The following is a 21370-nucleotide window of genomic DNA, read 5'->3' on the forward strand; positions in this document are numbered from 1 at the left end:
GACGCCATGGCCGGACTTGTTCCAGCCATCCACGGAAACCACAGCTCCGCAACGCGCTGTAACGGGATACGCGCCAGAGGCGTGGATGCCCGCGACAAGCGCGGGCATGACGCGGCGGATGACTCCTGGGCGCCTGGGCTGAAGGCAGTTTTCCAGATTTGGGCCGCAGACGCGGACGAGCGGTCATGCCGTCTGGATGATATTGAAATAATATTGATTTAAATCAAATACATAATTCAACACTATAATCTAAAACATCAACCCGGCATCACCCACGCGGTTATGTTCGTCCGGTGCTTCGCCCGGTTCGTTTCAGCCCATCTCGGCGCGTCAGGTGCAGGCGTAATCGTCCGCATGGCGCCGCAGCATGTCCAAAACGTCCTGCGCATCAGTCATGCCCTGCTAGGCGTCATCATTTGCCTGGTCGCTGACCGGCTCCCAGGGCGTCACATAGCTTTCGCCCCGGTGGCTGGCGTGAGCGAGGCGCACGTGGAAGGCGCGGGCGACAAGGGCGTCGTCGAGGACGGCTTCAGGCGGCCCGTCGGCCAGCTTGCGCCCGTCAGCCAGCAGGGCCAGGCGATCGCAGAATCGCGACGCCAGCGCCAGGTCATGCAGGGAAACCAGCACGCCGCAACCGGCCCGCGCCTTCGCCCGCAACAGGCGCATCACCTGCAACTGGTGTAGCGGGTCGAGGGCCGCCGCCGGCTCATCGGCCAGCAGGAACGGCGCCTCCACCGCCAGCGCCCGCGCCAGCAACACGCGCACGCGCTCGCCGCCGGAAAGGGCATTGAGGGGCCGGTCATGAAATTGCCGGCAGTCGGCCTCCGCCATCGCCCTGTCAATGGCGGCGTGATCGGCGGCTGTCAGGCTGGCGAAGGCGCGCCGGTGCGGCAGGCGGCCAAGGGCGACGATATCGCGGGCGCGCATGGCGCCGTTATCGTCGCCCAGGGAATCGGCGCTCTGGGACAACCACGCCACAGAGCGCGCCAACTGCCGGCGGTCGATATCCCGCAACAATCGTCCGCCCCAGGCGATCTGGCCAGCCGTGGGCGGCGCGACGCCAGCGAGAATGCGCAGCAGCGTTGATTTGCCGGCGCCGTTCGGTCCGATCAGGCCGACGATTTCGCCCCGGCGCAGGGTGAAATCGACGCCATCCAGGGCCAGTTGCGCGCCATGCGCCAGTTTCAGCCCGCTGGCGGCGATGGCGTCGGGCGCCGTCATGCCCGCCTCCTGCCCTGGAGCATCGAAATCAGGAATGGCGCGCCGACCAAAGCGGTCATGACGCCGAGTTTCAGTTCAGGCTGCACCGGCAACAGCCGCACCATCATGTCGGCGCACAGCACGATCATGGCGCCGGCAAATCCGCTGACCAGCAGCAGCCGGCCAGGACGGTGACCGACCAGCGGCCGCATCAGATGCGGCGCCACCAGGCCGACAAAGCCGACGGCGCCGGTGACCGAGACGGCGCTGCCCACGGCCAGCGCCGAGCCCAGCACCAGTTGCAGCCGCAGCCGCTCCAGATTGACCCCAAGGCTGGCGGCGGTGTCCTCTCCCAGGGCCAGCGCCTCCAGGCTGCGGGCGGAGGCCAGCAGCGCGATCCAGCCCAGAACCATCAGCGGCGCGGCCAGGAAAAACTGGGCCATGCTGCGGTCGGCCAGCGAGCCCATCAGCCAGAAGATAATCTCCAGCGCGGCGTAGGGATTGGGCGACAGGTTCAGCGCCAGCGCGGTGAAGGCGCCGGCCAGCGCATTGATGGCGACGCCGGCGAGGATCAGCCCGGTCGGGCTGCGGCTGGCCCCGGCCATGCGGAACAGCAACAGGGTGGCGACCAGCGCCCCGGCCATGCCGCCGAGCGGCAGCGCCAGGGCAAAGGCGCCGGCGAAACCGAAATAAAACACACAGACGGCGCCGAACGCCGCCGCGCCGGAAACGCCAATGACGCCCGGCTCCGCCAGCGGATTGCGCAGCAGCCCCTGCAACGCCGCCCCCGAAACACCAAGGCTGAAGCCCATGAACGCCCCCAGCAAAGCGCGCGGCAGGCGCAGCTGCACCAGCACCAGCGCATCCATGCTGTCGCGGCCGCTCCAGGCGCTGGCAATGGCCGCGCCCAGATCCAGCGGCGCATAGCCGATGGCGACAGACGCCAGGGTGAGCGCGACGGTGGCGGCCAGCAGCACAGCGACCAGCAAGGGCCACGGGAGCATTGGAATGGCTGGCGCCCGCAAGGAACGACGGATCATGGCCGCGGGCTCGCCTTGCTGGCGTCGCCGCCAGCCTTGTGCGCCGCGCGCCAGTCGTCCGCCGCCAGGGCCAGCCTGGCGACAGCCTCGGCGACGCCAGGCCCGGAGCAGGTCCACAAGCGCGCCGGCAGGGTCACCACGCGCGCGTGTTTCGCCAGCGCCTTCAAAGCGGGATGAACCAGCGCTTCGCCGGCCAGGGCGGGCCCCTCGCCCTCTTCATCGGTGAGGATCAGCATGTCGGGCCTGGACCGGATCACCGCCTCGAGCGGCGGCTGCGCCTGCCCGGCCAAAGGACCGGCGGCTGCGAGATTGTCGACGCCGGCGCGGGTCAGGATATTGTCGAGCAGCGCGCCAGGGCCGGCGGTGAAGCCGCCCGCCCGCACCACCACGGCGCGGGGCCGCGGCGCATGGAGATCCACCTTTGGCAGCCGGGCGTCAAAGGCCCGGACCAGGGCTTCGGCGCGCTCCGCCCCCCCGAGCAGCGCGCCGACGTCGCGGATCTGCTGGCGCACGCCGTCGATGTCCGGCGGCGTGTCCATCTCGACAACCGGGACGCCCAGAGCGCGCAGCAGCGTCACGCTGTTGCGGTTTGTGTGGAGACCGGCCAGCGCCAGATCGGGACGGAAGGAGATGACGTCCTCCACCAGCCCGTAATTGACCGGCGTCGCCGACGCTTCGGCGACCACATTCGACGTGTCGGGCCGGCGCGACAGGTAGGACACGGACGCCACCGCTCCCGGCCGCGCCAGCCGCAAGGCCAGTTCATCCGTGCACAGATTGATCGAGACGATCCGCTGCGGATGCTCTGGCGGCGCTGGCGCTCCAGCCATGGCGGTGGATGCAAGGCACAGGCCGGCCGCGACAGCCGCCAGCCCCAGGCGGACGCCCCGGATACAGGTCCTGACCGGTCCGCCGCACATGTCGCCCTCAGAAGGTGATGCGCGCGCCGAGCGTCGCCGTGCGGCCCGCGACGCCATAGGTGTAAACCTCCTGGTAGCGCTTGTCGAAAAGGTTATCGACCTTGACGTACAGCTCGGCGTTTTCGTTGATGCGCCAGGAGCCGCCAAGATTGACCAGCGTATACGCGCCCAGCGTCACCACCTGCTGGTTGTAAAAGGCGTCATAGGCCCAATCCGTCCGCTGACCATTGTAGATGACGCCGAAGTTGACGTTGGCCTTGCCCTCAAGGAAGGCGTAATTGACGTTGAGGCTGGCGATATCGCGCGGACGCCGCACCAGCTGGGCCCCGGTCGCATCCTTGCCGTCGGTATAGGTGTAGGCGCCGGTGACGGTCAGGCCGTCGATGGGCCGCACGGTCAGCCCCAGCTCCACGCCCTGGATGGGTGAGGTTCCCGGCATATTGACCGAGGTGTAGCCGGCGCCGGTGATCAGATCGGTGATGCGCTGGTTGAAGTAAGTGGCGTTCAGCACCACTCGCTGGCCCCAGATTTCCTGATCGACGCCCACATCCCAGCCTCGCGCCTTTTCTGGCGTCAGGTTGGGGTTGCCGCGATAGGTGTTGGTGTAGCCGTACAGTTCCGCCATCGTCGGATTTTTGACGCCCGTGCCGTAGGAGGCGCGCAGCTTGGTGCCGGTTTCGTCGATGCGGTAGGCGCCGGTGAAGCGGTAGGTCGTCGCGTCCTTGAAGATGTCGTTGTTGTCGTGGCGCACGCTGGCGGTCACCGTCAGATTGCGGAACGTGCCCTGATACTGGCCGACGAGGCCAGTGGACGCCATGGACTGGTCAAGGTTCGCCCAGGTGCTGTTGGTGCGGTAGCGCTCGTCCTTGTGCTGGGCGGCGAAAGTGACAATGTGCGAGGCGTCGAGGAACGACGGCGTGTCGAAACGCAGGTCCGTCTTGTATTCGTAGCGCGAAACCGTTCCGCGCGTATTGCCATCGGGCTGCCTGTCCAGGCGGTATTCGCCGCTCTGGTCGCTGCGCGTGGCGGCGAAAGTGTGGTTCCAGCGGCCGTCCAGCAGCTTCAGCTTCGCTTCGGCCCGGCCGAAGACCTGCTCGCCCTTCGCATCGGAATTGTCGTCATAGGCGCCGACGCCGCCGGCATAGCCGTCGGTCTTGTTGAAGAACTTCGTGTAACGGCCCATGAGGTTGACTTCGAGATATTCATTGGGGCTGAAACCGAACTTGGCGTAGCCGCCGCCGTTACGGTAGCCGTCGTTCTCGAAATTGCCGTAGCGACGATCGGCGGACGAGAAGCCGTCCGTGCTGAAGCCATTGGCGCTGATGGCGAAATTGAACCGCTCATCGCCATAGCTGACGCTGGAGGCGCCATTGATGGTCTGGCGCGAGCCGCCCTCGATGCGCGTGCTGAAGCGCGGCTTGCCCGAGCCCTTTTTGGTGATGACATTGATGACGCCGCCGACGGCGTCTGAGCCATAAAGGGCGCTCTGCGGGCCGCGCAGCACCTCGATGCGCTCCACCTCATCGGTGAGCAGATTGGTCAGGTCATACTCCGAGCCCGTCGCCGGATTATTGACCACAACGCCGTCAATCATGACCAGGGTCTGGTTGGACTCCGAGCCGCGTATGCGCACCTCGGTCTGCTTGCCCACCGGCCCCGACCGGCTGACAGCCACGCCCGGAACCAGACGCAGGGCGTCCGGAACGAAGCGGATCTGCTGGCGCTGCAGTTCCTCGCCGGAAATCACGGTGACGGCGCTGCCCACCTTGCTCAGGTCCGTGGGCGTGGTGTTGGCGGTGACGCTGATGGTGTCGAGCTGGATCACATCGGCCGGCAGGGCGCTGGGGGCGTTCGCGGCGCCAGATCGCGCGGGCGCGGCGCCCGCATTCTGGACCTGGGTGCTCTGGGACTCGAGGCTCTGGGACTGGGGGCTCTGAGCCTGAGCATTCCCGGCCTGGGGCGCGAGGGCCAACAGCGCGGCGGCGGAGCAGCCGGCCAGAACCTGGCGGCGCGCATGGCGATGGAAGCTGGCGGTGGAAGAAGACAACAACATCTGAACCCCGGCGGGACGCCTGTGGCGCGTCACCGCGAACAGGGCTCCCCGTCACCCGCCAGGGCGAGCTCCGGAAACCACCCGCCACAGAAGCACCCCGCTCCATGGGCTCGCGTGTGACCACGGCTGACGGCAGGTCTCCTGACTCGCGGGTCGTTACCTGCCGCCGCCTTCCCGGAACCGAGGTTTCCAGTGGCGCCATGGCGGAAGATTCGCCGCTTACAGTTGCGGGGGCAGCCACAGAATTGGCTGAAAAAACAGCCGCACTGCGTTCCCTTTTGATCCATTCAATGGAACCGTCGCCGGCCGGAGTAGGACGCGGCGACGCCAGTGTCAATTCCGCGGGTGGCGGAGCTTCAGGCCGGCTGGCGCGCATGCTCCAGAAAGCGGTCGGCGACGATTGCCGCCGCTGTCCTGTTGTCGACGCCGAGCTTTTCCAGCACCTGCTCCAGGTGCTTGTCGACGGTGCGGCGCGACAGGCCCAGATTTTCGGCGATCTCCTGGTTGGTCTTGCCGGCGGTCAGCCACACCAGCGCCTCCGCCTCCCGGGCGGTCAGGCCGAAACGGCCTTGCAGGCGGGCGATGTCGTCGCCCTCCTCGCCAGCGTGCGCCTGGATGATGATCTCGCCGCGCCGGCCGCGCCCCAGGCAGGTGAGACGTATGCCATCGCAGCGCAGGGGCTGCGCCTCGGAAACCGGACGGCCTGCCACGGCGCACAACCACAGGCGGATCGCCGGCGGCAGGTTGATCCCGCCCGCCGGCGCGCCCGCATCGCCGGCGAACAGTTGCGCCGCGCCGGGCGTGGCCCACACCACCCGGCCGTCAGCTTCCGCCGCCAGCACCGGGCGGCCAGCCTGGTCGAGAGCGCCGGAGGCCAGCCGCATGCGCCGGGCATTGAGCGCGTGAACGGTGATGCGGGCCAGCAGCACCTCATGATTGATCGGTTTGACCACATAATCGACGCCCCCCGCCTCCAGCCCGCGCAAGACGTCGGCGGGATCGCCCAGCCCGGTCATGAAGATCACCGGCGCATCCACCGCCTGGGGGCCGGACTTGAGCCGCCGGCAGGTCTCGAACCCGTCCATGCCCGGCATCACCGCATCGAGCAGCACAAGGTCCGGCGTCACCCGCGCCGCCAGATCGAGGGCGCCGGCGCCGTCGCGGGCGACAATGGCGACACAGCCGGACTCCTCCAGCGCCATGCAGATGGCGTTGAGGGCGGCCGGGTCGTCATCCACGACCAGTATGATCAGATCCTGCGGGTTCATGGTTGCGTTCCCTTAACACGCGGGCGATGGCCGGGAGATCGAAGACATCCAGCGCGGCGCGGATTTTGTCGAGCGCGCCGCGGTCGAGCCATGGCGGCGGATTGGCCAGGGCCTTGCGCAACGCCGTGGCGCGCCCCTCCTCCGCCAGGCGTATCAATTCGGCGGCGGACGCTGGGCCGCCGCCGGCCGCGATGGCCGGCGCACGCTCCGGGCGGGCGCTGTCCGCGCCTCCGCCATCTCCATCGCCATCTCCATCTCCATCTCCATCGCCAAGCAGCCTGGCGATGCGCGCCGACAGATCGTCAAGCCGGTAGGGTTTCACCAGCACGCTGTCCGGAGCCTGGTCGTCGCCGACCAGCGCGTCCGCCTCGCGGGCATGGCCGGTGATGAACAGCACCGGGGTCGCATGATGGCCGTTTCGGCGCAACCGCCGGGCCAGCTCGACGCCGTTCATGCCGGGCAGATCGACATCGAGCAGGAACAGCCTGGGCCGGATGGGCCGGGCGTCATCCTGCAACAGCGCCAGCCCGGCCTCGGCGCTTGAGGCGGCGTGGACGGTGAAGCCAAGCGGCTCCAGATGGGTTTTCGCCAGACAGATCTGCGCGGCGTCGTCATCCACCACCAGGATGTCGCCGGCGCCTGGCGTCGGCTGCAGCGCCGGCGGTTCGTGCAGCACCACGGGACCATGGCTTCCCTCGCGCGGGGCGACATGCTCGGCCGGCAACATCAGGCGGACGGTGAAGCGGGAGCCAAGGCCCGGCGCGCTGTCGAGGGCGATTTCACCGCCCATCACATCCACCAGCAGCCGGGTGATGGTGAGACCAAGGCCCGAGCCGGCGTGATGGGCGGCGCGGGCGGCGACGCCGCGCTGGAACGGGCTCCAGATGCGCTCCTGCTCGTCCGGGGGGATGCCTGGGCCCGTGTCGGCGACTTCGAACCGCGCCACCTCGTTACGATAGCGCACGGATAGCGTCACCGAGCCGGCGGTCGTGTAGGCGACGGCGTTGGAGCACAGATTGATGAGAATCTGGCGCAAGCGCTTTTCATCGATGCGCACCAGGGCCGGCAAAGGCGTTTCCACCTTCAGGGCGAAGACCAGGCCCTTTTCGGCGGCGCTGGAGGCGAAGATGCGGCGGATCTGGTCAAGAAAAGCGTTGATGTCGACCAGATCGACGTTCAGCGCCAGCCGCCCGGCCTCGATCTTCGAAATATCGAGCAGGCCTTCAATCAGCCCGGCCAGATGTTCGGACGAGGCGCGGATGGCCCCGGCGGCGGCGCGCCGCTCGGACGGCAGGTCGCCAGCCTTTTCCAGAACCTGGGCGAAGCCGTAAATGGCGTTCAGCGGCGTGCGCAGTTCGTGCGACAGCCCCGCCATGTAACGGGATTTGGCGTTGCTGGCCGCCTCGGCGCGCTCGGTGGCCTCGCGCAGGGCGGCGTCGGTGCGGCGGTGGGCGCGGATTTCGCGCAGCAGCCGGGCGGAGCGGTCGCGGACTTCGCGAAACGCCTTGATGCGATTGTCGTTGGTGAGCAGCAACAGCCAGACGCCAACGCCAGCGAAAATCAGCGCCAGGCAAAAGACCAGCACGACGACGCGGCCAAAATCAGCGGAGCCGCCAGCGCGGACCAGCGCCGTCATCATGCCGCCAAGCACCGCCGCCGCCAGCGCCGTGAAGATGATGAAGCGGCCAACCAGCGAGCGCACCCCGTTGAGCGCCGCCGTGGGCAGCACCGCGCGCAGGGTCCGGTAGGTCTGGGCGCTGATGCGGGCGCCGCGCCGGCAGGCATCGTGGCAGGCGGCGTCCAGCGAGCAGCACAGGCTGCACACCGGGCCGCTGTAAAACGGGCAATGCAGCAGGTCTTCCTGATCGAAGCCATAGCTGCAGATGCAGCAGCGCGATTCACCAATGACCACCGCTTCGGGCTGGCGGGCAAGGTAGTAGCGGCCGCGCGTTGCCCAAGCGATGGCCGGCGCGGCGACGATGGCCACGCCCAAAGTGATGAATGACGAGAACGCCTGGGCGGTTTCGCCAGCGAGGCCGCCGCCGGCGGCCAGCGCCGCGACGCCAGCCAGGGCCATGGCCCCGACGCCGACCGGATTGACGTCGTAGAGATAGCCGCGCCGGAATTCGACGCCCGGCGGCGCCAGCCCCAGCGGCCGGGAAATGGCGAGATCGCCAAACACCGCGCCGATCCAGGCCAGTGCGAAATGGGCGTAGACCAGCAGGGCCCGCTCCAGGGTTTCCACCACCCCGCCCCACATCAGCACGAAGGCAATGGCGACGTTGAACACCAGCCAGACAACGCGGCCCGGGTGGCTGCGCGTCAGCCTGGCGAAGAAGTTGGACCAGGTGATGGAGCCGGCGTAGGCATTGGTGACGTTGATCTTGATCTGCGACAGCACGACAAAGCTGACGGTCAGCAGCACGACGGCGCCGGCCGGCAGGCCCAGGGTGGCGAAAGCGGTGTGATACAGCGCTGAGGGGTCGGAGGTGGCGACGCCGGTGAGCTTCAGCGCCACGACGGCGAGGAAGGAGCCGAGCAGCAGCTTGACGGCGCCAGGAATGATCCAGCCAGGGCCGCCGAGCAGCAGCGCCGCCCACCAGCGCCGGCGCCCGGCGGCGTCGCGCGCCTCGGGCAGGAAGCGCAAATAATCGACCTGCTCGCCGATCTGCCCGACCAGCGCGAACAGCACGCCGCAGGCAGAACCAAACGCGATGAGCGGCGAGACGGGCGCGCCTTCCGGCCGCCAGTTCAGCCAGGTCTGCGCATCGGGCGCGACCCCGGCGAACAGCAATGCGGCGAACGGGATGACGTGGAGGATCAACCACGGCCAGTGCGTGGCCGACTGCAACGCCGAAATGCGGTTGATGCCGCCGACCACCAGCGGAAAGACGATGAGCGTGCCGGCCAGAAAGCCGGCCCAGACCGGCACGCCGAGGAACAGCCGCAGCGCCTCGGCCAGGATGGCCGATTCCAGCATGAAGAAGATGAAAGTGAACCCCGCATAGATCAGCGAGGTCATGGTGGAGCCGAGATAGCCGAAGCCGGCGCCGCGGGTCAGCAGGTCGACATCGACGCCAGCCCGCGCCGCCGCCCGGCAAATTGGCAGGGCGAGAATGAACAGGACGAGGCTGACGGTGAGGATGGCGCTGACGGCGATGCCCGCTCCCCAGGCGAGGGTCAGCGCCGCCCCGATCGCCTCCAGCGCCAGAAAGCTGATCGAGCCAAGCGCCGTCGACGCGACCCGCCCCGCCGACCAGCGCCGGGCGCGCCGCGCCGTGAAGCGCAGGGCGAAGTCCTCCATGGTCTCGTCGGCGACCCAGCGGTTGTAACGCCGGCGCTCCCGCGTCGCGGCCACATGCCTGGCGGCTCCGATGGCATATGGCTTTTCCAGGGGCCTCACGGATACAGCCTCACGGTGGGATACAGGTTCGCGCGAACGCGCGTTCGCTCATGCTCCGACCATAGCCGCCAGACAACGGCCGCGCGCGCCGGCGGTGGCGAACATTTGTGCAGGCGCGCCAGCAAAACGGCGCCCGCTTCCTGGCCAGGCGGCCCCGCGCTGAAAACAGCCAGGAACGGCCGGCGCCGGCGCCCACGATTTGGGCAGCGAACTGCATGAATCAGCTATTTCAGCGACTTACGGAAGGCCAGATACGCAATTTCACGTATGCGCCCCCGCCGTGGCCTCGGGCAGCATGAGATCAATCCAGAGCAACAGTTCCGGATCGGATCCATCCCCCGGACGCGTCCCAGCCGACGCGGCCATCCGGGGCCAGACCCAGCGAGAGCCTCCATGACCGACGAAACATTCCGCCCCTCGCGTCGCGCCATGATGTTCGGCGGCGCCGCGCTTGGCGCCGCCCTGTTCATGCCGAAGAACCTGCGGGCCCAGGACTTTCCGACGGCGAAGGTCAACACGACGGGCCTCAACGTCACCGACAAGGAGGCCACCGTCGGCATCCTGCACTCGGTCACCGGCACCATGGCCATCTCCGAGATCGGCTCGGTGCAGGCCGAGAAGCTGGCCATCGAGCAGATCAACGCCCAGGGCGGCGTGCTTGGCCGGCAAATCAGGTTCATCCAGGAAGACGGCGCCTCCGACTGGCCGACCTTCGCCGAAAAGGCGCGCAAGCTGCTGGTCAACGACAAGGTTCCGGCGGTGATGGGCTGCTGGACCTCGGCCTCGCGCAAGGCGGTGCTGCCGGTATTCGAGCAGAACAACGGCCTGCTGTACTACCCGACCTTCTATGAGGGCCTGGAGGAGTCGCCGAATGTTTTCTACACCGGCCAGGAAGCGACCCAGCAGATCATCGCCGGCCTCGACTGGGTGACGAAGGCCAAGGGCGCCAAGACGTTCTACCTGCTCGGCTCCGATTACATCTGGCCGCGCACCTCCAACAAGATCGCCCGCAAGCACATTGAAGACAAGCTGGGGTTGAAGGTGGTGGGCGAGGAGTATTATCCGCTCGGCCACACCCAGTTCAACAGCGTCATCAACAAGATCAAGCTGAAGAAGCCGGACGTGATCTACGCCGTGGTCGTCGGCGGCTCCAACGTGTCGTTCTACAAGCAGCTGATCGCCGCCGGCATCGACCCGTCGAAGGAGAAGCCGATCATCCTGACCATCTCGGTGACCGAGGACGAAATCCGCGGCATCGGCGGCGAGAACGTCAAGGGCGCCTATGCCTGCATGAAATACTTCCAGAGCATCGACAACCCGGCCAACAAGGACTTCGTCGCGGCGTTCAGGAAGATGTGGGGCCAGGACATGGTGATCGGCGACGTCACCCAGGCCGCCTATCTCGGCCCGTGGCTCTGGAAAATGGCGGTCGAGAAGGCCGGCTCCTTCGACGTGGACAAGGTGCGCGCCGCCTCGCCTGGTCTTGAGATGACCAATGCGCCAGAGGGCGTCATCAAGGTCCACAAGAACCACCATCTCTGGTCGAAAACCCGCGTCGGCAAGGCGCTGGAGAACGGCCAGTACGACGTGGTGTTCGAGACGAAGGACCTGATCGAGCCCAACCCGTTCCCCGCCGGCTACCAGTAAGCGCCGTCGCGCCGGTTTAACCGGCGCGGCCACCCTCATGCATTGCCAGGCCGGAGCATCGCCCGGCCGGCGCGTCTCGCCAACGCAAGGGGGCGGAACAAGGGGACGGAAGATGTTTGGTGAATACAGCCTGTCCGAACTGGCGTCGATTTTCGCGATGCAGGGCTTCTCGGGCCTGATCCTGTTCTCGGTGTTCGTGCTGATGGCGCTGGGTCTGGCGATCATCTACGGCCAGATGGGCGTGATCAACATGGCGCACGGGGAGTTCATGATCCTCGGCGCCTATGTCACCTATCTGGTGTCGCGCGCCTTCGGCGAACTGCCGCACGCGCTGTTCAATGTCTATTTCCCGGTGGCCATGGTCGCCGCGTTCCTCGCCGCCGGCGCCCTGGGCGCCTTCGTGGAGTGGGCGCTGATCCGCCGGCTGTACAAGCGGCCGCTTGATACCCTGCTCGCCACCTGGGGCCTGTCGCTGATCCTGCAGCAGCTCTACCGCACGATTTTCGGGGCGCGCGAAGTTGGCGTGACCATGCCGGAATGGATGATGGGCTCGCTGAAGCTGAGCGACACGATCGAGGTGCCCGTCAACGGCATCCTGGTGATGTGCATCGCCGTGACCATCTCCATCGCGGTGGGCGTGATGATGTACCGCTCGTCGTGGGGGCGCCAGGTCCGCGCCGTGATGCAGAACCGCATGATGGCCGGCGCCGTCGGCATCGACACGGAGCGCACCGACCGCCTGACCTTCGCGCTTGGTTGCGGCATCGCCGGCGTCGCCGGCTCCGCCTTCACAATGATCGGCTCAACCGGCCCCAGCTCCGGCCAGCTCTACATCGTCGACACCTTCCTCGTCGTGGTGTTCGGCGGCGCCGCCAGCCTGCTCGGCACCATCGCCAGCGCCTTCACCATCAGCCAGGCCCAGTCGATCCTTGAGTTCTTCCTCTCCGGCTCCATGGCCAAGGTGCTCACGCTGCTCACCGTCGTCGGCATCCTCATGCTGCGGCCGCAGGGCCTGTTCGCCCTCAAGCTGCGCAAGTGAGCAGCTGACGCGACTTCCCGGGCGTCTCCGCCGCCCGGGCTCCGAATTTACCGAACGCCTCTTCCGGAGACCGCCATGCGCTTCCTGTCAGTATCCGACCCAGGCCTGAGGCGGCAGACCATCGGCCTCGCCATCCTTGCCGTGCTGCTGCTTATTGTGCTGCCGCTTGGCCTCGACGCCTTCCGGCTCAACCTGTTCGGCAAGTATATGTGCTTCGCCTTTGTCGCCATCGGCCTCGTGCTGTGCTGGGGCATGGGCGGCATTCTTTCCCTCGGTCAGGGCGTGTTCTTCGGCCTCGGCGGCTACGCCATGGCCATGTATCTAAAGCTCGAGGCCTCGACGCCGGAAGCGACGAAGATCCAGTCGACGCCTGGCATCCCGGACTTCATGGACTGGAACCAGCTGAAGGCGCTGCCGCTGTGGTGGGAGCCGTTCCACTCCCTGCCCTTCACCCTCTTCGCCATCATCGCCCTGCCGGTGATCTTCGCCTTCATCATCGGCACGGCCATGTTCCGGCGGCGGGTGGGCGGCGTGTACTTCGCCATCATCACCCAGGCCATCGCCGCCATCGCCACCATCCTGATCATCGGCCAGCAGGGCTACACCGGCGGCGTCAACGGCATCACCGACCTGCGCACCCTGAACGGCTGGGACATCCGGCCGGACAGCGCCAAGGTCACCCTGTATTTCGTCTGCTCTGGCCTGCTGCTGCTCTCCGCCGTCCTCGCCCTGTTCGTGCAGCGCAGCAAGCTTGGCCGCATCCTGATCGCCATGCGCGACCAGGAAGACCGGGTGCGCTTCTCCGGCTACGACGTCGCCGCCTTCAAGACCTTCGTCTTCTGCCTCGGCGCCGCTTTCGCCAGCGTTGGCGGGGCGATGTTCACCCTCCAGGTCGGCTTCATGTCGCCCACCATCGTCGGCATCGTGCCGTCGATCGAGATGGTGATCTTCTGCGCGGTCGGCGGCCGCCTGTCGGTGATCGGCGCCGTCTATGGGGCGCTGCTGGTGAACTGGGCCCGCACCAGCTTCTCTGAAAGCTTCCCCGAGCTGTGGCTGTTTGGCCTCGGCGCCCTGTTCATCGCCGTGGTGATGGCCTTCCCGTCCGGCCTGGCGGGGGTCTGGGTCGAGCGCATCGAGCCGCTGTTCCGGCGCGGCGGCCGCAGCCGGGATGCTGGTGAGGACGCTGGCAATGGCGACGCCGGCAAGGCGGCGCCGGCAGCCCCGGAAGCCCCCGCAAGCCGCCCGCTGCCGCACGCCAGCGAGAGCCTCCGGCCCGAACTTCCGGCTGGCGCCCGCGCCGCCCTCTGAATGAAGGAGATCACGATGTCCGCGGAAACATCCCACTTCATTCTCACGGTCGAGGATCTCACCGTGTCCTTCGACGGGTTCAAGGCGGTTGACGGGCTCAACCTCTACATCGAGCCCAATGAGTGCCGGGTCATCATCGGCCCCAACGGCGCCGGCAAGACCACGGTGCTCGACCTGATCTGCGGCCGCACCAAGGCCACCGGCGGCTCCATCCAGTTCAAGGGCCTGGAGCTGCGCCGGATGCGCGAGGACCAGATCGTCCACGCCGGCGTCGGCCGCAAGTTCCAGACCCCCAGCGTTTACGAAGACCTCACGGTCTTCGAGAACCTGGAGATCAGCTACCCGAAGGGCCATGGCGTGTTCGGCGCCCTCGCCTTCCGCCGCGACGCCGCCGTGAAGGACCGGATCCGCGACATCGCGGAGCAGATCTTCCTGGATGACTCGCTGGAGAAGAAGGCCGGCCTGCTCTCGCATGGCCAGAAGCAGTGGCTGGAGATCGGCATGCTGCTGATCCAGGACCCGCAATTGCTGATGCTGGACGAGCCGGTGGCCGGCATGTCGGTGGCCGAACGGCGCAAGACCGCCGAATTGCTCAACCGCATCACCCGGGACCGCAGCGTCATCGTCATCGAGCACGACATGAGCTTCGTCGAGGACATCGCCACCCGCGTCACCGTCCTGCACCAGGGCAAGCTGCTGTCGGAAGGCTCGCTGGCCCACGTCAAGGCCGACCCGAAAGTGGCCGAGGTCTATCTGGGGCACTGACGGGCGCGCCGGACCGACTGGCGAAACCCGGAACAAGTATCTGATTTCATTAAACCTGCAACGAACCGACGCCCGAATTGCGTCCGCAGGTCGCGGCCAGGCCCCAGGCCGCCGCAGGAAAGGAGCCAGCCATGCTGAAGATCGCCAACCTCAGATCCGGCTACGGCGCGTCGGAAGTGCTGCACGGGCTCGACCTCACGCTGGCCCCCGGCGAGATCGTCGCGGTGATGGGTCGCAACGGCATGGGCAAGTCGACCCTGATGAAGACCCTGATGGGCATCATCCCCGCCATGGGCGGCGACATGTCGGTGGCCGACGCGCCGCTGAACGGGCTGAAGCCGCACAGGCGCGTCGCCGCCGGCATCGCCTATGTGCCGCAGGGGCGGATGATCTTCTCGGCCCTCACGGTGCAGGAGAACATCGAAACCGGCCTGACCGTCACCGGCCGTCGCGACGTGCCCCAGGACCTCTACAGCATGTTCCCGGTGCTGTGGGAGATGCGCGGCCGGCGCGGCGGCAACCTCTCCGGCGGCCAGCAGCAGCAGCTCGCCATCGCCAGGGCGCTGGCCTCCAATCCGCAAACCCTGCTGCTGGATGAGCCAACCGAAGGCATCCAGCCGTCGATCATCAAGGATATGGCGCGAACGCTGAAGCAGCTTCGCGACGCGCGCGGCCTGTCCATTCTCGTTTCCGAACAGGTGCTGTCGTTCGCCCTCGACGTCGCCGATCGCATCGTCGTCATCGACAACGGCCGCTTCGTCCATGAGGCGCAGCGCGCCGACGTGGACGCCGCCGCCGTGGAGCGGTTCCTGTCCGTCTGAATTCTTCTTTTCTCTTGTTTTTCAACAGCGAGGACGCCATGGCCGAGACCCTGATTTCCGTAGACCTGTCGGCAAGCCCGCACAGCAACGCCAACGTGCACAACCGCTGGCACCCGGACATTCCGATCAATGTCTGGGTCGAGCCCGGCGATGATTTCAAGATCGAGTGCTATGACTGGACCGGCGGCCAGATCAGGAACAACGACGACGCCTCCGACGTGCGCGACGTCGAGCTGCCGCAGGTGCACTATCTCTCCGGCCCCATTGGCGTGAAGGGCGCCGAGCCGGGCGATCTGCTGGTGGTCGACATTCTCGATATCGGCGCCAAGGAAGAGATGCAGTGGGGCTTCAACGGCTTCTTCTCGAAGAAGAACGGCGGCGGCTTCCTCACCGACTATTTCCCTGAGGCGCAGAAGTCGATCTGGGACTTCGAGGGCATGTTCACCAGGTCCCGCCACGTGCCGGGCGTGCGTTACGCCGGGCTGATCCATCCTGGCCTGATCGGGTGCCTGCCCGACCGCAAGATGCTGGACGCGTGGAACGCCCGCGAAAAGGCCCTGTTCGACACCAACCCTGACCGCGTGCCCGGCCTCGCCAATCTGCCCGACGGCGGCCCCACCGCCCACATGGGCGCGCTGAAGGGCGAAGCCCGCGACAAGGCGGCGGCGGAAGGCGCCCGCACCGTGCCGCCGCGCGAACACGGCGGCAATTGCGACATCAAGGACCTGTCGCGCGGCTCGAAGATCTACTTCCCGGTTTACGTGCCTGGCGCCGGCCTTTCCATGGGCGACCTGCACTTCTCCCAGGGAGACGGCGAAATCACCTTCTGCGGCGCCATTGAGATGGCGGGCTGGCTGCACATCAAGGTGTCGCTGATCAAGGAGGGCATGAGCAAGTACGGCATCCGCAACCCGATCTTCCGCCCCTCGCCGATCGCGCCAAAGTATGACGACTACCTGATCTTCGAAGGCATCTCGGTAGATGACGCCGGCACGCAGTATTACCTCGACGTCAACGTCGCCTATCGCCAGGCCTGCCTCAACGCCATCGAATATCTGAAGAAGTTCGGCTACTCCGGCGCCCAGGCCTACGCCATCCTCGGCACCGCGCCGGTGCAGGGCCACATCTCCGGCGTGGTTGACGTGCCCAACGCCTGCGCCACCCTCTGGCTACCGACCGACATCTTCGAGGGCGATTTGATGCCCGGCCCCGACGGCCCGAAGAAGCTGGTGGACGGCTCGGTTGACGTGCCGCTGGCGCCGGACCTGTAACGGGCTCCCGGTGTGGGCGGGAGCACCGCTTCCGCCCTGCGCGCCCCTGTCAGGCGGCCATGCCCTTGCGGCATCCGCCTGACGGCGCCGCCACACTTCCCTGACGCAGCAAAGAAACCATCCGGCCGGGCGCCATGACGTCCCGCAACCACCAGGAGACCGCCATGCCGTCCTATGATTATGAATGCGCCGGCTGTGGCCCGTTCGTGGCCTTCACCAGCATGGCCCGCTATGCCGAACCCGGCGCCTGCCCGGATTGCGGCGCCGAAAGCCCGCGCGCCTTCATCAGCGCGCCGATGCTCTCCGGCATCAGCAGCGAGCGCCGCTTCGCCTGCGAAACCAACGAACGCAGCGCCCACGAACCGCGCCGCCTCTCCAAGGACGGGCCGACCGGACCAGCGCCCCGCAAGCACGGCGCCGGCTGCTCCTGCTGCAGCAGCAAGACGCTCGCGCCGCGCAAGACCCTGCACCGCCCGGATGGTTCAAAGAGTTTCCCGACCGCGCGACCGTGGATGATTTCGCACTGAGGGAATCCCCGCGCGCAAAAACAGGGGCAAAAACGGGGGCAAAAAACAGGGGCTGGAGTCATGGACTCCAGCCCCTGTTTTTTTGCGGTGATGCGCCGGAAAGCCAGCGGCTGCCCGCCAGGCAGCCAGGGCCTTCAGGCAGTCAGGGCCTTCACGCGGCCGAAGCCTTCACGCAGCTTTGCCAATCATGCGGAAATGATAATCAGCGGCGCCGAACATGGCTTCGAAAGCCAGCACGCGCTTCATGTAGTGGCCAATCGACAGCTCGTCGGTCATGCCGACGCCGCCGTGCGTCTGCACCGCCGCCTCGGCGATGGCGCGGCCGAGCTTGCCGATCTGCGCCTTCAGCACCGAGACGTCGCGGGCCGTCAGGCGGCCGGCTTCGGCCAGCGCCGTCGAATAGGTCAGCGTGGCGTGGGCCTTGGCGAGGGCGATCTTCATGTCGGCGAGCCGGTGAGCCACCGCCTGGAACGTGCCGATGGCGACGCCGAACTGCTTGCGCGTGGTGGCGTAGGCGCCGGTGATGCGCATCATGGCGCTCATGGCGCCCACAGCTTCCGCCGCCAGCAGCAGGATGGCGTCGGCGACCAGACGCACGATCACGTCATGGGCGTCGCGCGCCAGCACGTCGGCGCCAGCGACCTGCACATTGTCGAAGCGCACATGGGCGGCGCTGCGGCCATCCTGGGTGCGGAACGGCGTGAAAGTCACGCCGCCAGCCTTCGGGTCCACCAGCAGCAGCACGAGGCCGGTTGCCTCGCCAGCCTTGCCAGCGGCGCGTGCGGCGACGACGATGAAATCGGCTTCGGCCGCGGCGAACACCAGCCGCTTCTCGCCATTCAGCGTGAAGCCGTCGCCAGATGGGGCGGCAGCCATGGCGATCTGCGCCGGGGCGGCGAGACCACGCCCCTCGTCATAGGCGAAAGCGCCGATGCTGGCGCCGCTGGCGAGATCAGCCAGGCGGGCGCGGGCGTTGGCATTGTCGCCAGCCGCGACCAGGGCGCCGCCGGCCATGGCCAAAGCGAAGGCCAGCGGTTCGACGGTCAGGTGTTCGCCACAGGTTTCGGCGACGGGAACCAGCGCAGCGGCAGAGCCGCCCAGTCCGCCGACCTCCTCCGGAAACGGCAGGGCCAGCACGCCGAGTTCGGCCAGCTGGCTCCACGCCTCCTTCGACCAGGCGGCGCCCGAGCGCAGCAGGCCCTGGCGGGCGTCAAAGTCGTAGTTACGGTCGAGATAACGCGCGACGCCGTCGCGCAGCATCACCTGCTCTTCGGTGAAATTGAAATCCATGTTCCAGTCCTCACCGATTGGCGGCCAGCACCGTGCGGGCGATCAGATCGCGCTGCACTTCATTGGAGCCGGCATAGATCGAGGTCGCGCGGGTATTGAGATAGTACGGCATGGCGATCAGGTCGAAGTCGTCGCCCAGCGGCGCCACATTGGAGCCGACCACCAGCGCCTCGAGCTGCTGCGGAACGGTTTCAATGCCGGAGACGCGCGTCATCATGATCGAGATGCGCTGCGACAGCTCCGAGTTCATCGTCTTGTTCACCGACGGATAGGCCGCGTCGCGGGCCATCGGGTGGCCGCTGATGGCCATCTGCTCGAAGTGACGGCAGGACAGCACGTCAGCCTCAAGCTCGCCGAGATCGCGCTGGAACACCGGATCGTCGGCCAGCATGCCGCCGAACGGCGATGGCGTCTGCTCCGCCGTCTGGCGGATGCGATCAACGGCGTGCAGCATGGCCGGGCTGGCGGCCGAGCCGCCGCGCTCGTGCTTCAGCAGATGCTTGGCCACCGACCAGCCGTCGTTCTCCGCGCCGACGCGGCCGGATTTGGGCACGCGCACGTTGTCAAAGAACACCTCGCACTGCTCCGGGAAGCCGTCGAGGCCGATGATCGGGCGGATTTCCATGCCCGGATAATCGGTGCGCTCGAGCAGGAGGAAGGTGATGCCTTCCTGCTTCTTGCCGGTCTTGCTGGTCCGCACCAGCATGAACATGCGGTTGGAATGATGCGCCAGGGTGGTCCAGATCTTGGAGCCGTTGATGATGTAGTCATCGCCGTCCGACACGGCGGAGCACTGCAGCGAAGCCAGATCGGAGCCGGCGTTGGGCTCGGAATAGCCCTGGGTCCAGTAGTGCTCGCCGGAGAGGATGCCAGGCAGGTGCTTGCGCTTCTGCTCATCGGAGCCAAGCTCGATCAGCATCGGGCCGACCATCTGCAAGCCGTTCGGCAGCAGCGGCGGCAGCTCGCGCTTGCGGCATTCCTCGGCGAAGATGTAGCGCTGCTCGACGCTCCAGCCGGTGCCGCCATATTCCTTCGGCCACGCGGGCGCGGCCCAGCCCCTGGCGTGCAGGATCTTGTGCCACGCCATCACCTGCTCGAAGGGGGCAAAGACGCTGGTGGTCTTTTTGCCGGCTTCGCGGATGGCCGGGGTTGGCGCGACGTCGAGAAACGCAGCGACTTCCTGCCGGAAGCTTTCAAGCTCCGGTCCGAACTCGATATTCATTTGCAGTTTCCTGCCCTTGCGATGTCACAAGGCGCCGGCGCAAACGCCGGCGCCAGATGTCTGGCGCGTCAGTTTTCTGACTGGACGCCAATTTTCCGGCTGACGCAATGTGTGGCGCAAACGGCGTCCACATGGCTGGAAGCGCCCTGCCGGGAACGCCCTGGCGCCCAGGCAGGCGGGGCGCGAACCGCCCCGCCCCGGGTTCATCCGTCAGGAGGAACCGTCAGGGTTGCCTCGCTCAGCCCCTGCTCAGCCCTTGGCGGACGTGGGCTTGTCAGCCAGCGCCCACTCGTCGCCCTTGTAGGTGCCCATGATCAGCTCGTTGAACGGCGAGTAATCCTGGGGGGTAATGGCGTAGGTGATGCCCGGCAGCAGGGCCGGCGTGGTCATGCCCTTCAGGTTGGTGGCCTGGCGCAGCAGGTTTTCGTGGGTCAGCTCGTCGCCGCAACGCTCCAGCACCTTGTGCATCAGCGCCGCCACGCCATAGCCGAGGAAGGCGGTGTTGTTGTCCGGGGTGATGTTGGGCAGGCGCTTGGCCCGCAGCGCCTGATAGGCCAGGACGTCAGGATCCTGCGCCCAGCGCTTGCCGCCAATGTCCTTGACGTACTGCGGCGAGACGATGCCCTGGATGGCGTCCTTGCCGGCGGCGTTGAGGATCGAGGTGGCGTTGGAGGTGCTGATCAGCAACTGCAGCACGTTCCACTTCAGTTCATGCGCCTTGCGGATGGCGAGTGAGGCGAACTTGCCGGAGGCGCAGTTGTAGAACACGTCGGCGCCCGACTGGGCCAGCTTCAGCATCTGCGAATCGACCGTCGGGTCGGTCAGGTCATAGTGGGCCTCGGCGACGATGGTTCCGCGGTTGCCCAGCGCTTCCTTGAACAGACGGAAATAGTCGCGACCAAATTCGTCGTTCTGGTACAGGGCGGCGACCTTGGCGCCCGGCTTCACCGTCGCCGTATAATTGGCGAGAATGGCCGCCTCGATATTGTAGAGCGGCAGGCCCGGCGTGGTCCACGGGAAGTTCTTCGGGTCATTCCAGCGCGGTGCGCCAGCGTTCAGCAGAAGCTGCGGAATCTTCTTGCTGTTCAGATACTTCTGCACCGATGCCTGGGTGGCGGTGCCGAGCGAACCGAACAGGCCGAGCACCTCTTCCTGCTCCACCAGGCGGCGGGTCGCCTCCATGGTCTTGGGCGGGCTGTAGGCGTCATCGAGCGAGATGAACTTGATCTTGCGGCCGTTGACGCCGCCCTTCTCGTTCAGCTCATCGAAATAGGCCGCCTGGGCGAGGCCCACGGCGCCATAGACCGATCCGGCGCCGCTGTAGGGGATGGTCTGGCCGAGACGGATCTCGGTATCGCTGGCGCCCTTGTCATATTTCTTGGTTCCGGCGGCGATCGCCGGGCCGCCGCGCAGCGTGAAGCCAGCGCCGAGCGCGCCCGCGCCGGCCAGCAGGAATGTCCGTCTGTCCATGGTGTCCCCTCTTAACAACCGAAGGCGCCGGTTGGGCGCCCGTATTCTGCTTGTGTCCGCCAGGTCAAACCCGTGCGAAGCGGATTTGCCAGGCCTGCAGTCCTGTCGCAACGCAAGCGACGACCG

At 66.9% G+C, this 21370-nt stretch carries 16 protein-coding genes and 1 riboswitch; of the genes, 7 read left to right on the forward strand and 9 right to left on the reverse strand.

Annotation, left to right across the window (positions count from 1 at the left end):
• Window positions 1–402: 402 nt before the first annotated feature.
• From ACERNI_RS02180 to ACERNI_RS02205, 6 genes are all read right to left on the reverse strand, one after another.
• Window positions 403–1221 (reverse strand): ABC transporter ATP-binding protein, encoded by an 819-nt coding sequence (locus ACERNI_RS02180; protein WP_448831619.1) that lies wholly within the window; start codon window positions 1219–1221, stop codon window positions 403–405.
• Window positions 1218–2240 carry a FecCD family ABC transporter permease gene (locus ACERNI_RS02185; RefSeq protein ID WP_448831620.1) on the reverse strand — a complete coding sequence of 341 codons (1023 nt, stop codon included), beginning with the start codon at window positions 2238–2240 and terminating at the stop codon, window positions 1218–1220. Before ACERNI_RS02185 ends, ACERNI_RS02180 begins: the two co-directional genes overlap by 4 nt.
• Window positions 2237–3160 carry an ABC transporter substrate-binding protein gene (locus ACERNI_RS02190; RefSeq protein ID WP_448831621.1) on the reverse strand — a complete coding sequence of 308 codons (924 nt, stop codon included), beginning with the start codon at window positions 3158–3160 and terminating at the stop codon, window positions 2237–2239. Before ACERNI_RS02190 ends, ACERNI_RS02185 begins: the two co-directional genes overlap by 4 nt.
• A 7-nt stretch (window positions 3161–3167) precedes the next feature.
• Window positions 3168–5213 carry a TonB-dependent receptor plug domain-containing protein gene (locus tag ACERNI_RS02195; RefSeq protein WP_448831622.1) on the reverse strand — a complete coding sequence of 682 codons (2046 nt, stop codon included), beginning with the start codon at window positions 5211–5213 and terminating at the stop codon, window positions 3168–3170.
• Window positions 5214–5327: 114 nt separating this feature from the next.
• Window positions 5328–5529, reverse strand: a riboswitch (cobalamin riboswitch).
• A gap of 40 nt (window positions 5530–5569) precedes the next feature.
• Window positions 5570–6481: a response regulator gene (locus ACERNI_RS02200; RefSeq protein ID WP_448831623.1), complete on the reverse strand. Its 912-nt coding sequence runs from the start codon at window positions 6479–6481 to the stop codon at window positions 5570–5572.
• Window positions 6444–9839 carry a hybrid sensor histidine kinase/response regulator gene (locus ACERNI_RS02205; RefSeq protein ID WP_448831624.1) on the reverse strand — a complete coding sequence of 1132 codons (3396 nt, stop codon included), beginning with the start codon at window positions 9837–9839 and terminating at the stop codon, window positions 6444–6446. The genes ACERNI_RS02200 and ACERNI_RS02205 overlap by 38 nt, the downstream gene beginning before the upstream one ends.
• Window positions 9840–10277: 438 nt before the next feature.
• Here ACERNI_RS02205 and urtA point away from each other — a divergent pair, with 438 nt between their 5' ends.
• The 7 genes from urtA to ACERNI_RS02240 all read left to right on the forward strand — a co-directional run bounded on the left by urtA (window position 10278) and on the right by ACERNI_RS02240 (window position 17262).
• Complete coding sequence (urtA, locus tag ACERNI_RS02210) at window positions 10278–11531, forward strand: urea ABC transporter substrate-binding protein (RefSeq protein ID WP_448831625.1); 1254 nt, start codon at window positions 10278–10280, stop codon at window positions 11529–11531.
• A gap of 112 nt (window positions 11532–11643) precedes the next feature.
• Window positions 11644–12570 (forward strand): urea ABC transporter permease subunit UrtB, encoded by a 927-nt coding sequence (gene urtB / locus ACERNI_RS02215; protein ID WP_448831626.1) that lies wholly within the window; start codon window positions 11644–11646, stop codon window positions 12568–12570.
• A gap of 75 nt (window positions 12571–12645) precedes the next feature.
• On the forward strand, window positions 12646–13878 hold the full coding sequence (urtC, locus tag ACERNI_RS02220) for an urea ABC transporter permease subunit UrtC (protein ID WP_448831627.1): 1233 nt from the start codon (window positions 12646–12648) through the stop codon (window positions 13876–13878).
• Between the two features lie 15 nt (window positions 13879–13893).
• Complete coding sequence (urtD, locus tag ACERNI_RS02225; protein ID WP_448831628.1) at window positions 13894–14643, forward strand: urea ABC transporter ATP-binding protein UrtD; 750 nt, start codon at window positions 13894–13896, stop codon at window positions 14641–14643.
• A gap of 131 nt (window positions 14644–14774) precedes the next feature.
• Window positions 14775–15464: an urea ABC transporter ATP-binding subunit UrtE gene (urtE, locus tag ACERNI_RS02230; RefSeq protein WP_448831629.1), complete on the forward strand. Its 690-nt coding sequence runs from the start codon at window positions 14775–14777 to the stop codon at window positions 15462–15464.
• Window positions 15465–15502: 38 nt separating this feature from the next.
• Window positions 15503–16735: a formamidase gene (gene fmdA / locus ACERNI_RS02235; RefSeq protein WP_448831630.1), complete on the forward strand. Its 1233-nt coding sequence runs from the start codon at window positions 15503–15505 to the stop codon at window positions 16733–16735.
• 164 nt (window positions 16736–16899) lie between these two features.
• On the forward strand, window positions 16900–17262 hold the full coding sequence (locus ACERNI_RS02240) for an FmdB family zinc ribbon protein (RefSeq protein ID WP_448831631.1): 363 nt from the start codon (window positions 16900–16902) through the stop codon (window positions 17260–17262).
• 168 nt (window positions 17263–17430) lie between these two features.
• Here ACERNI_RS02240 and ACERNI_RS02245 read toward each other — a convergent pair whose 3' ends face one another.
• From ACERNI_RS02245 to ACERNI_RS02255, 3 genes are all read right to left on the reverse strand, one after another.
• Window positions 17431–18552 (reverse strand): acyl-CoA dehydrogenase family protein, encoded by a 1122-nt coding sequence (locus ACERNI_RS02245; RefSeq protein ID WP_448831632.1) that lies wholly within the window; start codon window positions 18550–18552, stop codon window positions 17431–17433.
• A gap of 10 nt (window positions 18553–18562) precedes the next feature.
• Window positions 18563–19774: an acyl-CoA dehydrogenase family protein gene (locus ACERNI_RS02250; protein ID WP_448831633.1), complete on the reverse strand. Its 1212-nt coding sequence runs from the start codon at window positions 19772–19774 to the stop codon at window positions 18563–18565.
• A gap of 249 nt (window positions 19775–20023) precedes the next feature.
• The gene (locus ACERNI_RS02255; RefSeq protein ID WP_448831634.1) at window positions 20024–21244 is read right to left on the reverse strand and encodes an ABC transporter substrate-binding protein; all 1221 of its coding nucleotides are present in this window, start codon (window positions 21242–21244) and stop codon (window positions 20024–20026) included.
• Window positions 21245–21370 lie beyond the last annotated feature (126 nt).

It is taken from the genome of Camelimonas sp. ID_303_24 (assembly GCF_053543495.1).

Coding starts and splice junctions, on each gene's coding strand:
- ACERNI_RS02180 (WP_448831619.1), bottom strand. CDS start 1,221: ATGACGGCGCCCGACGCCATCGCCGCCAGCGGGCTGAAACTGGCGCAT.
- ACERNI_RS02185 (WP_448831620.1), bottom strand. CDS start 2,240: ATGATCCGTCGTTCCTTGCGGGCGCCAGCCATTCCAATGCTCCCGTGG.
- ACERNI_RS02190 (WP_448831621.1), bottom strand. CDS start 3,160: ATGTGCGGCGGACCGGTCAGGACCTGTATCCGGGGCGTCCGCCTGGGG.
- ACERNI_RS02195 (WP_448831622.1), bottom strand. CDS start 5,213: ATGTTGTTGTCTTCTTCCACCGCCAGCTTCCATCGCCATGCGCGCCGC.
- ACERNI_RS02200 (WP_448831623.1), bottom strand. CDS start 6,481: ATGAACCCGCAGGATCTGATCATACTGGTCGTGGATGACGACCCGGCC.
- urtA (WP_448831625.1), top strand. CDS start 10,278: ATGACCGACGAAACATTCCGCCCCTCGCGTCGCGCCATGATGTTCGGC.
- urtB (WP_448831626.1), top strand. CDS start 11,644: ATGTTTGGTGAATACAGCCTGTCCGAACTGGCGTCGATTTTCGCGATG.
- urtC (WP_448831627.1), top strand. CDS start 12,646: ATGCGCTTCCTGTCAGTATCCGACCCAGGCCTGAGGCGGCAGACCATC.
- urtD (WP_448831628.1), top strand. CDS start 13,894: ATGTCCGCGGAAACATCCCACTTCATTCTCACGGTCGAGGATCTCACC.
- urtE (WP_448831629.1), top strand. CDS start 14,775: ATGCTGAAGATCGCCAACCTCAGATCCGGCTACGGCGCGTCGGAAGTG.
- fmdA (WP_448831630.1), top strand. CDS start 15,503: ATGGCCGAGACCCTGATTTCCGTAGACCTGTCGGCAAGCCCGCACAGC.
- ACERNI_RS02240 (WP_448831631.1), top strand. CDS start 16,900: ATGCCGTCCTATGATTATGAATGCGCCGGCTGTGGCCCGTTCGTGGCC.
- ACERNI_RS02245 (WP_448831632.1), bottom strand. CDS start 18,552: ATGGATTTCAATTTCACCGAAGAGCAGGTGATGCTGCGCGACGGCGTC.
- ACERNI_RS02250 (WP_448831633.1), bottom strand. CDS start 19,774: ATGAATATCGAGTTCGGACCGGAGCTTGAAAGCTTCCGGCAGGAAGTC.
- ACERNI_RS02255 (WP_448831634.1), bottom strand. CDS start 21,244: ATGGACAGACGGACATTCCTGCTGGCCGGCGCGGGCGCGCTCGGCGCT.